This window comes from Saccharomonospora iraqiensis subsp. paurometabolica YIM 90007, from assembly GCF_000231035.2.
GTDB lineage: Bacteria > Actinomycetota > Actinomycetes > Mycobacteriales > Pseudonocardiaceae > Saccharomonospora > Saccharomonospora paurometabolica.
Map to the genome: position 1 here is coordinate 122,274 of NZ_KI912259.1, position 13,430 is coordinate 135,703.

Here is a 13,430-nt window from a genome sequence, read left to right on the forward strand (position 1 = left end):
CGCTTCCCGGCACCGTCCGTGCGGCCTGGGGCGGTCCGTGCAGCAGCGGCACCACCGCCGCCCGGCTCATCGCCGCCTCCTCCACCGCCGCCCACGCGGCCCGCGTCGCGTGCGGATCGGAGTCCGCACGTAACGCCTCGTCGATCAGGTCGTCGAACACGGGGCCGTCGACGCGCCCGGTCCTTCGGGTCAGCAGCGGTTGCAGGTAGGTACGGTAGTTGTGCTGACGCCACCGGGCCGCCCAGTCCGTCAGCAGCAAGTCGTGCTCGAGGTCGCGGTCACCGTGCAGCAGGTCGGCATGCTCGGCCGCTCCGAGACCGCGGACCGTGACCCGAAAGCTGGCTCGTTCGAGGCACCCGGCGACGGCGTCGGCCACCGCTGAGGAGGCCGCGGTGCCCGGGTGGACCAGCACGAGCTCGGTGCCCTCGGCCGCCGCGCCGTCTCCGGTCGTTCCGGCCGGGGGACCGGAGACGGGCCGGTCCCCGACCGGATCGGTGTCCGCATTGCCGCTGTTGCCGGGCGGTACCACCCGTGTGGCGGCGCGGACACCGGGCAGGTGTGTCGCGGCCGCCCCGGCCACAACCTCGGGGTCGACGGCCGAAGCGACCCGCCGCCGGAGTGCCGGGTCGGCGAGCGGACGGCCCGGACCGGCGTGCGGCAGCAGGCAGGCATGCAGCATCTCGGGCACCACGTCGTCCGGTGCGACCTCCGCCGCCGGGGCGTCGGGCCGGAGGGTCACCGCGTCGAACGCCCGTTCTCGGAGCGGATCGGTGGCGGGATCCCAGGCGGGGTTCGGCTCCAGTCGCACCCCGCCGCCCGACTCCATCGCGGCGACCCGGTACGGTCCGGTCGCGCGCAGGTGCCGGAGCAGCTCGTCGTCGCCGGGAACAACGGCGTCGTATTCGACGGGAGACGGTGCGACACAGGGCAGAGCGAGGATGTCGAGGGCGTCCAGGGCCGGGTGTTCCAGCTCGATCACCAGGCTGGCGTCGTCCAGGGCGAACACCCCCGGGATCGCATGGGACTCGCGGAAGGCCCGGTGCCGGGCCGCGTCCTTCTCGCTGCCCGCGACGGCCTCGGCGTAGCGCTCCCGGTACCCGCGCATCCCGCGGACCGAGGACAAGAGGAATTCGATCCCAGCGGGACGCGCGGTCGGGGCGCACGCGCGGGCGAAGCCGCGGACGACGTCGTGCGCGGTCACCGGACGGGGTGGCTCGGTATCCCACCGGACTCCCGGGCGGAGATGGACCGCGTAGGAGCGCAGGCTCGCACCCAGCCCCGCGTTGTAGGTCGACGGCACGGCCTCGGCCAGATCTCCGACCGGTTCCACCGCCCGCCAGTCCCGCAGGTCGGGCTCGGCCCGGTAGCCGAACAGCGTCCTCGTGGTCATCCGGTGGACGATTTCGGCAGCGGCGCGCGATCGGACGGGATCGAGGTCACCGGGGGCGAGCGGGGCGTTCAGCCGGAGCCGGCCGGTCGTCGGCACGGTCATGACATCTCCCGTCCCAGATCCCGCATCACCGATACGGCGCGGTCGATCTCGTCGTGATCATTGAACAGGTGGGTGCAGATGCGGGCCGCGTAGTGCTGATGGGGTGAGCCGGGAACGTCGAACTCCGTCCACCGGATCCAGATCCGGTGCTCGTGTTCGAGCCGGTCCACGAAGGTCATGAACTTCTTGACGTTCCAAGCGTCCTCGGGGCGCCGGAACGGGTGGAACGAGATCAGCGGTGAGCGCAACCGGGGGTCGGCGGCCGGGGAGTAGATGTTGTCCCTGCCGAACGCTTCGACCAGTGCGGCACGTGCGTGCTCGGCCAGATCGAACACGCGTCGCTCGATGCGCGCACGTCCGATCTCGTCCCACAGCTCGGCCGCTGTGGCGAGGGCGGCGCCGCGGGCGATGCTGGCGCTGCCCGCGCTCTGCAGGTAATCCCCGATGTTGCAACTCTCGACCGTCGTGGTGGTCCGGGGTGGCGGCTCACCCGCCATCGGGTACCAGGTGGAGATGATGGGCCAGATCGTGGGCAACGGCAACGGGTTGTGCTCGGGGAAGACCTTGTTGCGCACGTAGAGGATCCCGGTTCCGAGCGGGCCGCACTGGAACTTCGACCCCGAGCAGGAGATGAAGTCGGCGCCGAACGCCCGGAAGTCGCAGTCGAGCATCCCGGGCAGCAGGGCTCCGTCGATCACCGTGGTGAGGCCGTACCGCTGGGCGAGCTCGCAGAGTGCGCGGATCGGCATCATGGTGCCGGTGAACAGGGTGATTCCGGAGAAGGCGAGCACCTTGGTCCGCGGTGTGATCGCCTGCTCGATCAGGTCGAGTATCTCCTCGGCCCGGACGTCCCAGCCGGACGGGGGCGTGATCGTACGCATCGTGATGCCGTGCCGGTTGCGGACGAGATTGAAGTTGGACAGCACCGAGTAGCACTCGTGCGTGGTCGTGAGCACCTCGTCGCCCGCCCGCAGGTCCAGGCCATTGATCACGCGCGCGACACCCTCGGTGGCGTTGTGGCAGATGACCATCTCGTCCTGGTCCACGCCGAAGGCACGGGCGAGTGTCTCCCGGTGTCCGGTGTACATACCCGGTGGGTAGACGTTCTGCAGTCCTCCGGTCCATTCCCGCGTCACCCGATCATTGACTTCGAGCACCTCGTGCGGGAGCGCACCGACGGTGCCGGTGTTCAGATGGGTGATGTCACGGTCGAGAGCGAACAGGTCACGGATCGTGTCCCACGAGGCGTCGTGCAGTCGACGCTCGCGATGCGGGGGACGGATCGCGGTGGAGGTCACTCGGCTCCTCCTGACGGTCGGGTCGGGGTGGAGTGGATGGTCGCGAGTAGTGAGAGGAGCAGGCTGCGGGCCTCGATGTTGACCTGACAGCTCGTCGAGACGAGGTCGGCGAGCTGCGCAGCGCTGATCCAGAGATATCCGGGTGGTGGGTCGAGCGGCTCGCGCGGATCCTGCTCGACGATGAGATGGCGGGTGGTCGCGTGGTGGAACCGGCCTCCCTCCTCGGACTGTCGGGAGTCGTGCAGCACCCGTTCCGGCGGGGTGGCCAGTACCGTGTCGAGAAGGTCCGGCCGGCCGGGTGTACCCGGCGGACAGTTCGACGGCGTGCACTGGAGGGTAGGACCGATCTCCACGCCGCTGCGGTATCCGGGGCGGGCGTCCGCTCGCACCAGCAGGTGCAGGGTTCCGCGGATCCGCCGGGTCACCAGGGCGGTCAGCCCGACACCGCACGGCTGCAGCAGTGGCTGTGACCAGGCGCCGACCTCACGGTTGTCCGCGGCGGCGGTGACCCCGATGATCCGGAACCAGCGGCCGGTGTGATGTGCGATCCGGGAATCGTCCCGGACCCAGCCGTCGGCAGCGGTCGCCGCGAGCGGGATGCGTTCGACCGAAAGGGGTGCTCGCTTGCGCCACCCGTGCAGCCAGTCGTCGATCTCGGTGGCACCGTGCCTCGGTTCGTTCCGGGGACCGCCGACTGCCCGGGCCAGTTCCGGGTTCCGGGCCGGTGTCGCCTCGTCCAACGCGAGCGGGAGGCAGGACAGCACCGTCCGGGTGTCCATGTTGACGATGTCCGGGTGACGCAGCAGGGCGAAGATCTCGGCCAGGGTCAACCAGCGGAAATCGTCGTGCACGTCGACGGGTTCGTCCACTTCGACGACGACATTGCGGTTGCGCTTGCCGATGAACCACGAGCCCTGCTCGGACTGCAGGATGTCGACCAGTGTCCGCCCGGGATGGTCGCCGAGGAAGCCTTCGATGTAGCGCGAGGTTCTCCCCCGGTGTGCCCGGGAGTAGTTGCTCGGTGTGGACTGCACAGTGGGGGAGAGCTGCACCATGCCGATGTTTCCGGGTTCCATCTTGGCCTGGAGCAGGAAATGCAGTACCCCGTTGAACTCGCGGGCCAGGATACCCAGCACGGCGATATCGTCCTGCCGCAGGATCGGCTGGCGCCAGTGACGTGTTCCGTCCCGGGCGGTGACGTCCATGCCCTCCACCCGGAAGAACCGGCCGCTGCGGTGCACGAGGTCGCCTTCTACCGAGCGGAACGACCACCCGTCGAGCCGAGCGAACGGGACGGGAGTCACCCGGAAGTGGCCACTGTCACGGCGCTCCCGCAGCCAGCGCAGGGTGCTCCGGCCGCCATCGGTGGGGGCGGCCGCCGAGGCGGCCAGGCGGGCGGCGAGACCGGGGCGGTGCGGGGTGCGGGAGTGCAGATCCACCGTCATGCCCGCGCTCCCGCGACCGCCTCGACGATCGACATCACCGAGGAGGTCGGGATCACTCGGGTCAGGCGCAGCCCGGCCGCGGTGAACAGCGGTTCCAGTTCCGCTGCGCTGCGCTCCTGCCCGGTGCACGCGCCGAGCATCATGAGATCCATCAGCCGGCTCTGATGCTCGCTGTCGTTCTCCGGCACGACCGCGTCGACGACCAGCACGCGGCCGCCCGGTTCGAGGGCGCGGCGACAGGAGTCGAGAATCCGGATGGAGTCGGTGTCGTCCCAGTTGTGCAGGATCCGTTTGAGCACCAGGACGTCCCCGCGGGGGACCTCGCTGAAGAAGTCACCACCGACGGCTTTGAAGCGGCCGTGCTCCTCCGCCTGGTCCAGCCTGTGGGTGTCGAGGGCGTCCGGTCGGTCGAACAGGACGCCTTCGAGCGCCGGACGGGCCCGAAGCGCGGCGAGCAGCATGCTGCCGTTGCGGCCGCCCACATCGACGACCGTGCCGGAGTCGGGCAGATCGGACGCCGTGGCGACGATCGCGTTCTCCGCGTCGGAGACCGTGGCCATCCCCTCGTAGAAGAGCTCGTCGATCTCGGGATTGGCGGAGAAGTAGTCGCCGAGCTGCTCACCGAAGTGCCGGGCGAAGGTCGGCTCGGGATCGGTCAGGCTGGATTCCAGCCGATGACACGTGGTCCAGAACATCGGGTCGGTGAACATCAGCACGCCGGAGCGCGCCGAGGGCTCGGCGTCGCCGCGCAGCGCGCGCCCCACCGGGGCCAGGGTGTACCGGTCCTCGTCATACCTGCGCACGACATCGCGGGAGGCGAGGAAACGCAGGAGCCGGGACAGACCGTCCGGCCTGGCGCCGGTCGCCCGGGCGAGTGCGGAGACCGTGGTGGGTACTTCGTCGTCGAGGTGTTCGGCCACGTTCAGCCTGGCGAACGCACGCAGGGCGGCCGAACGGACGAACGCCATGGCCTCTTCGTACAGGACGAGCGCGGACTCGTGGTCTCTCATGGCTCCCACCCGACTCGCGTAATAATTCCATACCGACTTTAAGCGTTGCCTCTGGCAGCTTCAAGGGAGGATTCGCGATTGACTCTGAATCTTACTTAAGTAAAGATTACTGAACTGGGCGTGCCGCGGTCCCGGGCGATGCGGTGCGTCTGCGTACTCGTCGGTGTGCTGCCGACGGATCGTGGAGAGAGAGGTGCGAGCGAGTTGTCCGAAAGAGCCACCGCCGCGTGCGGCCGCTCGTCGGAGTGTGCCGACGATGCCCGAGCCTAGTGTCAACCCCACCGTCGAGGCGCTCCGATCGCTGCCCGCGCCAGGATCCTATCTCTGTGGTCTCACCTGGGACGGCTCGCACCTGTGGCACTCCGACCAGCGGGCAGGCGAAGTGTACGCCCTCGACCCGGGAGACGGGACCGTGCTGCGCCGTCTCTCCTGTCCCAGCGCACGGGCCGATCTGACCGTCCATGCCGGGCGGCTGTGGCAGATCGGTCAGCGCCCCAAGCGATTCCTCCTGCTCGATCCGCGGACGGGGGAGGTCGTGGAACGTCGCGCGATCGAACCGTCCAACGGCCGGGTCTGCGGCGCTGAGGTCCGCCCTGAGGGGGTATGGCTCTGCCTGCGCCGGCCCGCGGTCGTCCAGCTCCGGTCGATCGAGCGGGTGGAGATCGTCCGCGAGTTCGCCGTCGAAGGGAATCCCTCGGGACTGACCGAGCTGGACGGCGTGGTGTACTACACCGACTTCGAGGACGCCCTCGTGCGCGGCTACGACGTCGCGACCGGGGAGCGGGTGTTCGTTCAGCCCGCGACCGGGAGCCCCACCGGGCTCACGACAGACGGTGTGGACCTCTGGTACTGCGACTTCCCGGGCCGGTCACTGCGCGCTATCGCGCCGCTCGACCGGGGGGCCGGATCGTGACGACGACCGGGAGGCCGCTGGTACTCGTGGTCGGCATCGTCTTCGAGGGCTATCGCAGCTACCTGCTCGACGGGGTCGGTTCGGTCGCCGATGTCTGGCTGCTCGCCGAGGCCGAACCCACTCCATCGATCGCCGGGAAGGTGGTCGGGCACACCGTCGTCGACGTCTTCGACACCCCGGCGTTGGTCGCCGCGGCCCGGGAGGTCGCCCAACGACACCGGGTGGACGGTGTGCTCTCCTGGGACGAGCTCAAGATGCTGGGTACCGCCCGGATCGCCCGCGAGCTCGGGCTGCCCGGGGTGCCGCCGGACGTGATCGACCGCTGCCGGGACAAACACCGCACTCGCCGGGCGCTGGCCGCCGCCGGGGTGCCCCAGCCGGCCTCCGAGGTGGTTGCCACCGCGGAGGAAGCGGCCGCCGCCGCGGCGCGGATCGGTTACCCGGTCGTGCTCAAGCCACGGGCACTCGGGGCCAGTATGGGCGTCGTCCGGGTCGATTCACCGTCCGAGCTCACGGACGGCTACGCGCACACCCGGGCCACACGGGTCGGCCCGGTGCCGTACTGGTCCGAGGGCGTCCTGGTCGAGGAGTGCGTCGAGGGAGCCGAGGTCAGCGTCGACTCCTGGGTCCTGTCTGGACGAACCAATCCACTGTTCACCGCGCGCAAGACCACCGGGTACCCGCCGTACTTCGAAGAGGTCGGGCACGTCGTGGACGGTCGTGGAGCGGGGGCGGACCCGGAGTTGCACCGCATCGTCACGGCTGCGCACGAGGCACTCGGCTTCGAGCACGGGATGACTCACGTGGAGCTGCGCCGTGCGGCCGACGGCTGGCGTGTCATCGAGGTCAACTGCCGTCTGGGCGGGGATCTCATCCCGATGCTCGGCCGGGCCGCCCGCGGTATCGACGCCGGCGCCGTCGCGTGCCGGTTGGCCTGTGGGTTCGTTCCGGATCCCCGTCCCGACCGCAGCCGGGTCGCGGCGGTCCGGTTCCTGTATCCGCCCGCTCCGTGTGAGGTCGACCGGGTCGACATCGATACCGGCAGGCTCCCGCCCGCGATCGAACTCGCTACCGCGATCGCGCGGGAGGGGACCCGGATCTCGCCGCCCCCCGACGGACACGTCTGGGGGCGCTACGCCGCCCTCGTCGCCGTCACCGACACTCCGGACGACTGTGCCACGGCACTCGACACGGCGGAGTCGGCCGTCGTGCTGCGGACCCGTGCGGAAGCCGAGTGACGAAGTTCCGTCCAACGTCTTGCAGGTCACTATATAAAAAAGTAGCATTCTTGGAGGACGCGAGGGAGCCTCGGTTCCCGGGTTGTCCGACGTCCCATCCAACTCTGCCGGAGGTCAGCAAGTGAGTAGCGAGAACTACGAATCACTGGGACTGGCGCCCAAGCCGATCCGCCCGCACATTCTCGCCGCCGCGACGGTCGTGTTCGGCGACGACTACTACAACGGAAAGCGGGAGACGATCAATCTCTCGGGCTTCGTTCAGATGAACAAGTGGCCGATGGAGGGCTTCGAGCATCGGGTCGACGAGCGCGGATACGCGGAGTTCGACACCGAGCTGATCAGTGCCCCCGAGGTCGGTATCAAGGGGTACAGCTACGAGCTGAACGACCGGATCCAGATCCTGTCCAACCCGAAACTGCCGAACACCGGACACGTCAAGCAGATCGCGCCCGGCAAGAACTTCCCGGCAGAGTTCCACATCCGCCGCTTCGGTATCCTGGAGACCAGCACCATGCGGCTGGTCCACCGCAACGTCATCCCGATCTACGGCATCGTCGACGACGTCCCGCCGTTCAAGAAGCCGCTGAGCAGCCCCTACCTCGGCTACCCGCGCGGTGACCACGACCAGGAGCTGGTGCAGGCGCCGAACGTGGTCCGTGGTACGGAGCTGCCGGAAGCCTGGTATCCGTCCGACGACGAGAACAACCCGATCGGTATCACGCCGACGGTGTTCTTCGCCGCCGCGCCGGCCGCCTGCATGTCCATGCTGGCCGACCCGTCGATGATCATGCAGGTGTCGATGGAGGGCGAGCTGAGCCTCGAAGTCGACGGGCGCACGGTCACCGTCGACATGGCCGGTGACCACTCCCTCGCCGCCGGCGCGGAGGTGCTGCTGTACGGTCCGGAGAAGCACGACGAGGGCGCCGGGGTCCTGGCGCAGCTCGCCCGTGTCGCGATGGTCGGCGAGTGCCCCGAGTTGGGCGGCCGGGTCATGCTCCGGGCGAGCTGGGCACGCCCCTCGGGTGGCTCGGTGGGTGACGGGACCGAGGACAGCCTCAGCCGGGTGCGGTTCCCGAGCGATCTGCACTTCGACGCGCAGTTCGAGATCGTCACGCCGCACGGGAACCTCTACGCCACCAACCCGGTGCACATCGCGGGTCGTCTGAACGACCTCGACCCGCAGGGCACCGACCTGGCGATGCAGGGGCCGGACGCCGCGCTGGTGACCGAGAACGACACGGTCAAGGCGCGGCTGACCGGTGCCAAGCTCGCGATGCGGGAGTCGATCGTCGGCGAGCACGCCGCGGTCAACGTCTGAGTCGCGACCGCACGCTCCGCCCGGGACACGGCGCAGGCCGGGTCCCGGGCGGTCGTCACGGTTGTACTCCCTCGCTCCGACGGCCGCCGAAATGAGGCACTGTGAACCCACGCACGCTGCTGATGCACCAGATCATGCTGTCCGACCGCACCAGGCTGGCGGCCTACGACGAGGCACTCGCCGCCACCGTGCGGCCCGGTGACGTCGTGGCCGACGTCGGGGCCGGAACCCTGGTCTTGGGGCTCATGGCATTGCGGCACGGCGCCGGACACGTCTACGCGATCGAGGGTGACCCGGAGACCGCGGAACTGGCCACCCGGATCGCGCGGGACAACGACGTCGCCGACCGGGTGACGGTCGTCCAGGGCGACGCCCGGGTGGCCAGACTCGAACGGAAGGCCGACGTGGTGGTCGCCGAGCTGATGGGCAACCTCGGCCCGGAAGAGGAGATGGTCGAGATCCTGGCCGCCTTCACGCGGCGCAATCTCGCTCCGGGCGGTCGCATCGTGCCCGAACGGCTCCGAACGATGCTCGCTCCTGTCGAGTTCGACGGCGAGGGTTGGGGCGTGTGGTCACAGCCGGTGCACGGACTGCGCTTCAGCGCGGTGATGGATTACGTCGCCTCCGCTGCCCAACTGCACTTTTTCCAGCGTACGCCGTGGGTGCTCGGCGATCCCGCGGTCGTGGCGGACGCCCGCCTCGCCGAGCGCGCGCGCCCGCTCGGCGGAGAGCATCACGTGGAGGTCCGAACCGGCGGCACGTTGCACGCGGTCGTCGGCTCCTTCCAGGCCGTCCTCGCGCCCGGTGTCGAACTGGCGAACTTCCCCGGCTATCCCGGTTGCAACTGGGCGTGCTGGGTGTGGCCGGTCCGGCACATCGAGGTCGCTGCCGGGGACACCCTGAAGATGGCTCTGCGGCCTCCCCGGGACTCGGCCCGGCTGGCCGAGAACTGGACCATGGACGTCGGACTCGCCAGGGAGTCGGTGCGGTCGTGACCATCTGCGCAGGTATCGTTCGTGATCTCCCCATTCGTGCGCTCGACCTCTGCGGGGTCACCTGGAACGGGGAGTCGTTGTACTTCGCCGAGGTCTTCTCCAAGCAGATCTGCGCGATCGACCCGAACAGCGGGGAAGTCGTGCAGCGGCTCCCGTGCCCGGACGTCGCGGGCGACGTCACCACACTGCGCGGGGCGCTACTGCAGGTCGTCGGTGCGGACCGGAACCTGCGTCTGCTCGATCCCGCCAGCGGCGACGAGATGGACGAGTGGCCCAATCCGCGACCCGGGCACGAGATCTCCGGTCTGGAGGCGTGCCGGGACGGCGTGTGGGTCGGCTACGCGGATCTCAGCCTGGTCGAGCTGCGTGATCCGGACCAGTTCCGATTGCTCGACTGCGTCGACGTCGGTCACCCGGTGGCGGGCGTGACGGTGTCCGACGGCTTCCTGGTGCATACCGACCGGGAGGCCGCCCGGGTCCGATTGACGGACCTGGCGAGCAGGCGGCAACGCCTGCCGGTCATGGTCTGGGGCAGGCCCAGGGCGACCACCTGGGACGGCCGATTGTTCTGGTACTGCGACCACGCGACCCTACAGCTTCGCGCGATCGAACTGCCGGGTATCACGACGTCCGGGGGTGGGGCGGCATGACCGGAACCGGGCGCGGCGGTGCCCTTCGGCGGGCGGTGCGCGACGGCCTGCGGGCGGCGCAGGTGGCCCTGGTCATCGGCCGGGTGCTCGGGCCCGCCGCGGCGACCGCGCTCGGCCACCGGATCGTCGGACAGCGCCGGAAGGCCGCGCACGTGCTGTATCTGGCCACCCCGACGCTGCTCACCCGGCTCGGCCCGACGTTCGTCAAGGCGGGGCAGGTGCTCGCCACGCGCCGCGATGTCCTGCCTGCCGAGTTGTGTGACGAGCTGGCGGCCCTGCACGACGATGTTCCCGCGATCCCGTCCACCGACACCACCGGTGCGCTGCGTGAAGCCTACGGCGACGATCTCGACACGCTGTTCGCCGACATCGAGCGCACCCCGGTCGCGGCCGGGAGCATAGCCGGTGTGCACCGAGCGCGGGATACGGAGGGCCGCACGGTCGCGCTCAAGATCCGAAGGCCGGGCATCGCCCGGCTGATGGACCGTGACCTGCGGCTGATCCGGCGCGGCGCGGCACTGGCGGCCCGCCTGCCCGCGTTCGCGGGACTCCCGGTCACCGAGATCGTCGGCAACATGTGCGACGCGGTCGCCGGCCAGGTGGATTTCCGAGCCGAGGCCGATGCGCTGGAGCGGATGCGGCGCAATCTCTCCGGAGTGGCCAGGGTGTGGGTCCCCGCGGTGCGCCGGGACCTGTGCCGGGACACCGTGCTCGCGATGGAGTTCATCGAGGGCCTCGACGGCTCCGCCCACACCGTCGCGCCGGTGCTGCGCAAGAAGTTCGCCGAATCGGCGCTGATCTCGATCTACCGGATGCTGTTCGTGGACGGCTTCGTGCACTGCGACCTGCATCCGGGCAACCTGAATTTCACTCGGAGCGGCCAGGTCGTCGTGCTGGATGCCGGATTCAGTATCCAGCTCTCCGACCGGCTGCGGCGGCTGTTCGCCGAGTTCTTCCTGAACATGGCGGTGGGGCGCGGACGACGGTGCGCGGAGATCGTTGTGGAGAGCGCGGCCGGGGTCGGTCGGGACGCCGACGTCGAGGGTTTCCTGGACCGGATGACGGACCTGGTCCGGCGCAACCACGGCCTGCCCGCGCGCGAGTTCAGCCTGGTGGGTTTCGCCACCGAGATGTTCGAACTGCAGCGTGCGCACGGGGTACACGCCGCTCCCGAACTGATCTTCCCGTTGCTGTCGTTGTTGGTCATCGAGGGCGCGATCCGCGAGCTGCATCCGGACATCGACTTCCAGGAGACCGCGAAACCCGTGATCAACCGCGGTCTGTGGGGGACGCCGCAGACCGCGGCCGGCCGATCGTGGTGACTTCCGCGCAGCGAGGGCGCACCCGGTAACTCCGGCGGGTCAGGTCTGGTCCGTCACGCGCCCGCCGCGGCCGGGTGGTGCCTCGAGTCCGTGAATCGGGCGGCGAGCGCCGCCACGTGCTCCGCCGTCGAGCCGCAACAGCCCCCGACCGCGGCGAGTCCGACCTCGTCGTGCCAGTCGGCGACGGCGTCGGCCAGTTCCTCGGGACCGACGGCGACCGGCAGTGGTCCGTCGGCGCACGTGCCGGTGCGGTCCTCCACGTTCGGCTGCGCGAGGAGTGCGCCGTCGTGCACCTCGCGCAACGTGCGCAGCGCCGGACCCGTGCGCGCCGGGGCGGTGCAGTTCACGCCGAGCACCGTCGCGCCGAGCGCGGCTACCGCGCGGCCTGCCGCCGCGACCGGCTCGCCGGACAGTAACCGGGAGTCGTCCCCGCAGACGAACGACACCCAGGGGTCCAGCCCCGCCGCGAGCACCTCCTCGGTGGCGATCGCGGCTTCCCGCACCGTGTTCATCGTCTCGACGAGTACCAGGTCCACTCCGGCCCGGGACAGCTCCACGGCGAGCCAGCGGTGCTCCTCGCGGAGTTCGTCGTCCTCCGGGACGAGATCGGGCCGGTAGGCGTCGGCCGCCGGGCCGACCGAACCCGCGACCCGTGTCCGCGGCCCGGCCGCGCGCCGGGCGACTCCCACGCCGGCGTGCACCATCCAGGCGTAACCGGAGCCGGGGTCCAGATCGACCCCGCGCAGTGTGCGGAGATTGCACCGGAAGGTGTTCGCCGCCACGATCTCGGCCCCCGCATGGAGGTGCGCCGCGTGCACCCGGCGGACGAGTTCCCGGCGTGGCCCCGCGAGCAGGCTCTTCGCCGACCACCACGGTGCGATGACCGGTTCTCCCTCGTTCTCGAGTCCGGTGGACACGCCGCCGTCGAGGAGGGTCGGGCGGGTGCCGTGGATCCGGCCGGAAGTGCTCATGAACGTCCTCCCCGAGGGGTCTCCGGTGTGGCGGTCCGCGGTGGGCGAGGGCCGTCAGGCCAATTGCAGCAACCTGGTGCAGCGGTGCACGGCGTCGGGCTCGCCCTCGATCTTGATCGCGCCGGTGGCGATGGCGTCGAACGGTGAGGTCATCCGGGCGCCGATCCGGACGAACATCTCGGAATCGCTGTGGATCACGATCGCGGGATGGGCGGCGGGGCCGCGCTCGAACCGGACCGTCCCTTCGGTGACCCGGATGGTGAAGACCTCCTCGTCGACCCGGAACTCGTACTCTTCGTCGACCTCCGGGGCGTTGCTTCGATCGGTCATCGCCTGCACCGCCAGGAAACCCCAGGCGGCACGGGTGGCGCCGGCCGTGTCGGCATTGGTGAGGAACTGCATGCCCCACTGCGCCAGTGCGAGAATCGGGGCGCGGAGCTCCTCGCCGACGTCGGTGAGGCGGTAGAGTCGGCCGCGGCCGTCGCCGGGAACGGTCGCGTGCTCGACCACCCCTGCCGCGGTCAGGCTCCGCAGACGCTCGGAGAGCAGGTTGGGGCCGATCCCGGGCAGGTTCTCGGACAGCTCGTTGAACCGGGCAGGGCCGATCAGCAGTTCCCGGATCACGAGCAGCGTCCAGCGTTCGCCGATCACCGTCATCGCCGAGGCCAGACCACAGAACTGTCCGTAGGCTCGCTTCTTCGTCATTCGTGCTGCTCCCCGTGTGGAACTGCGTGCGAGTTGAGCTTGTCAGTCACTGTTGCGCGTGTCAGTCACTGCC

The 13,430-nt window shown here is 69.9% G+C and carries 12 protein-coding genes; 6 read left to right on the top strand and 6 right to left on the bottom strand.

The window, feature by feature from the left end; all coding sequences use genetic code 11:
• The 4 genes from SACPADRAFT_RS29180 to SACPADRAFT_RS0221455 all read right to left on the bottom strand — a co-directional run.
• On the bottom strand, positions 1–1,390 hold a 1,390-nt coding region (locus tag SACPADRAFT_RS29180), incomplete at its 3' end, for an ABC transporter substrate-binding protein (RefSeq protein WP_198048372.1).
• A 98-nt stretch (positions 1,391–1,488) separates the two neighbouring features.
• Complete coding sequence (locus tag SACPADRAFT_RS0221445; protein WP_007023436.1) at positions 1,489–2,790, bottom strand: aminotransferase class V-fold PLP-dependent enzyme; 1,302 nt, start codon at positions 2,788–2,790, stop codon at positions 1,489–1,491.
• A complete protein-coding gene (locus SACPADRAFT_RS0221450; RefSeq protein WP_007023437.1) occupies positions 2,787–4,235 on the bottom strand; it encodes an NDP-hexose 2,3-dehydratase family protein in 1,449 nt (482 codons plus the stop codon). Before SACPADRAFT_RS0221450 ends, SACPADRAFT_RS0221445 begins: the two co-directional genes overlap by 4 nt.
• Complete coding sequence (locus tag SACPADRAFT_RS0221455; protein ID WP_007023438.1) at positions 4,232–5,245, bottom strand: methyltransferase; 1,014 nt, start codon at positions 5,243–5,245, stop codon at positions 4,232–4,234. Before SACPADRAFT_RS0221455 ends, SACPADRAFT_RS0221450 begins: the two co-directional genes overlap by 4 nt.
• A 256-nt stretch (positions 5,246–5,501) precedes the next feature.
• On the opposite strand from SACPADRAFT_RS0221455, the gene SACPADRAFT_RS0221460 reads away from it, so the two are divergent.
• From SACPADRAFT_RS0221460 to SACPADRAFT_RS0221485, 6 genes are all read left to right on the top strand, one after another.
• Positions 5,502–6,158: an NHL repeat-containing protein gene (locus SACPADRAFT_RS0221460; RefSeq protein ID WP_007023439.1), complete on the top strand. Its 657-nt coding sequence runs from the start codon at positions 5,502–5,504 to the stop codon at positions 6,156–6,158.
• Positions 6,155–7,396: an ATP-grasp domain-containing protein gene (locus tag SACPADRAFT_RS0221465; RefSeq protein ID WP_051442545.1), complete on the top strand. Its 1,242-nt coding sequence runs from the start codon at positions 6,155–6,157 to the stop codon at positions 7,394–7,396. The genes SACPADRAFT_RS0221460 and SACPADRAFT_RS0221465 overlap by 4 nt, the downstream gene beginning before the upstream one ends.
• A 121-nt stretch (positions 7,397–7,517) precedes the next feature.
• Positions 7,518–8,714, top strand: a complete 1,197-nt coding sequence (locus SACPADRAFT_RS0221470) for a DUF6004 family protein (RefSeq protein ID WP_007023441.1) — start codon at positions 7,518–7,520, stop codon at positions 8,712–8,714.
• 101 nt (positions 8,715–8,815) lie between these two features.
• The gene (locus tag SACPADRAFT_RS0221475; RefSeq protein ID WP_007023442.1) at positions 8,816–9,709 is read left to right on the top strand and encodes a 50S ribosomal protein L11 methyltransferase; all 894 of its coding nucleotides are present in this window, start codon (positions 8,816–8,818) and stop codon (positions 9,707–9,709) included.
• Positions 9,706–10,359 carry an NHL repeat-containing protein gene (locus SACPADRAFT_RS0221480; protein WP_007023443.1) on the top strand — a complete coding sequence of 218 codons (654 nt, stop codon included), beginning with the start codon at positions 9,706–9,708 and terminating at the stop codon, positions 10,357–10,359. The genes SACPADRAFT_RS0221475 and SACPADRAFT_RS0221480 overlap by 4 nt, the downstream gene beginning before the upstream one ends.
• Entirely contained in the window at positions 10,356–11,681 is a 1,326-nt protein-coding gene (locus SACPADRAFT_RS0221485) for an ABC1 kinase family protein (protein WP_007023444.1), read from the top strand. The genes SACPADRAFT_RS0221480 and SACPADRAFT_RS0221485 overlap by 4 nt, the downstream gene beginning before the upstream one ends.
• 53 nt (positions 11,682–11,734) lie before the next feature.
• On the opposite strand, the gene SACPADRAFT_RS0221490 is transcribed toward SACPADRAFT_RS0221485, so the two are convergent.
• Together SACPADRAFT_RS0221490 and SACPADRAFT_RS0221495 are read right to left on the bottom strand one after the other, a co-directional pair.
• Positions 11,735–12,652 (bottom strand): homocysteine S-methyltransferase family protein, encoded by a 918-nt coding sequence (locus SACPADRAFT_RS0221490; RefSeq protein ID WP_007023445.1) that lies wholly within the window; start codon positions 12,650–12,652, stop codon positions 11,735–11,737.
• Positions 12,653–12,706: 54 nt separating this feature from the next.
• Positions 12,707–13,357 (bottom strand): winged helix-turn-helix transcriptional regulator, encoded by a 651-nt coding sequence (locus SACPADRAFT_RS0221495; protein ID WP_007023446.1) that lies wholly within the window; start codon positions 13,355–13,357, stop codon positions 12,707–12,709.
• Positions 13,358–13,430 lie beyond the last annotated feature (73 nt).

Excerpts from the sequence above, each read along its gene's own strand:
- SACPADRAFT_RS0221450 (WP_007023437.1), bottom strand. The coding sequence starts at position 4,235 with ATGACGGTGGATCTGCACTCCCGCACCCCGCACCGCCCCGGTCTCGCC.
- SACPADRAFT_RS0221455 (WP_007023438.1), bottom strand. The coding sequence starts at position 5,245 with ATGAGAGACCACGAGTCCGCGCTCGTCCTGTACGAAGAGGCCATGGCG.
- SACPADRAFT_RS0221460 (WP_007023439.1), top strand. The coding sequence starts at position 5,502 with ATGCCCGAGCCTAGTGTCAACCCCACCGTCGAGGCGCTCCGATCGCTG.
- SACPADRAFT_RS0221485 (WP_007023444.1), top strand. The coding sequence starts at position 10,356 with ATGACCGGAACCGGGCGCGGCGGTGCCCTTCGGCGGGCGGTGCGCGAC.
- SACPADRAFT_RS0221490 (WP_007023445.1), bottom strand. The coding sequence starts at position 12,652 with ATGAGCACTTCCGGCCGGATCCACGGCACCCGCCCGACCCTCCTCGAC.
- SACPADRAFT_RS0221495 (WP_007023446.1), bottom strand. The coding sequence starts at position 13,357 with ATGACGAAGAAGCGAGCCTACGGACAGTTCTGTGGTCTGGCCTCGGCG.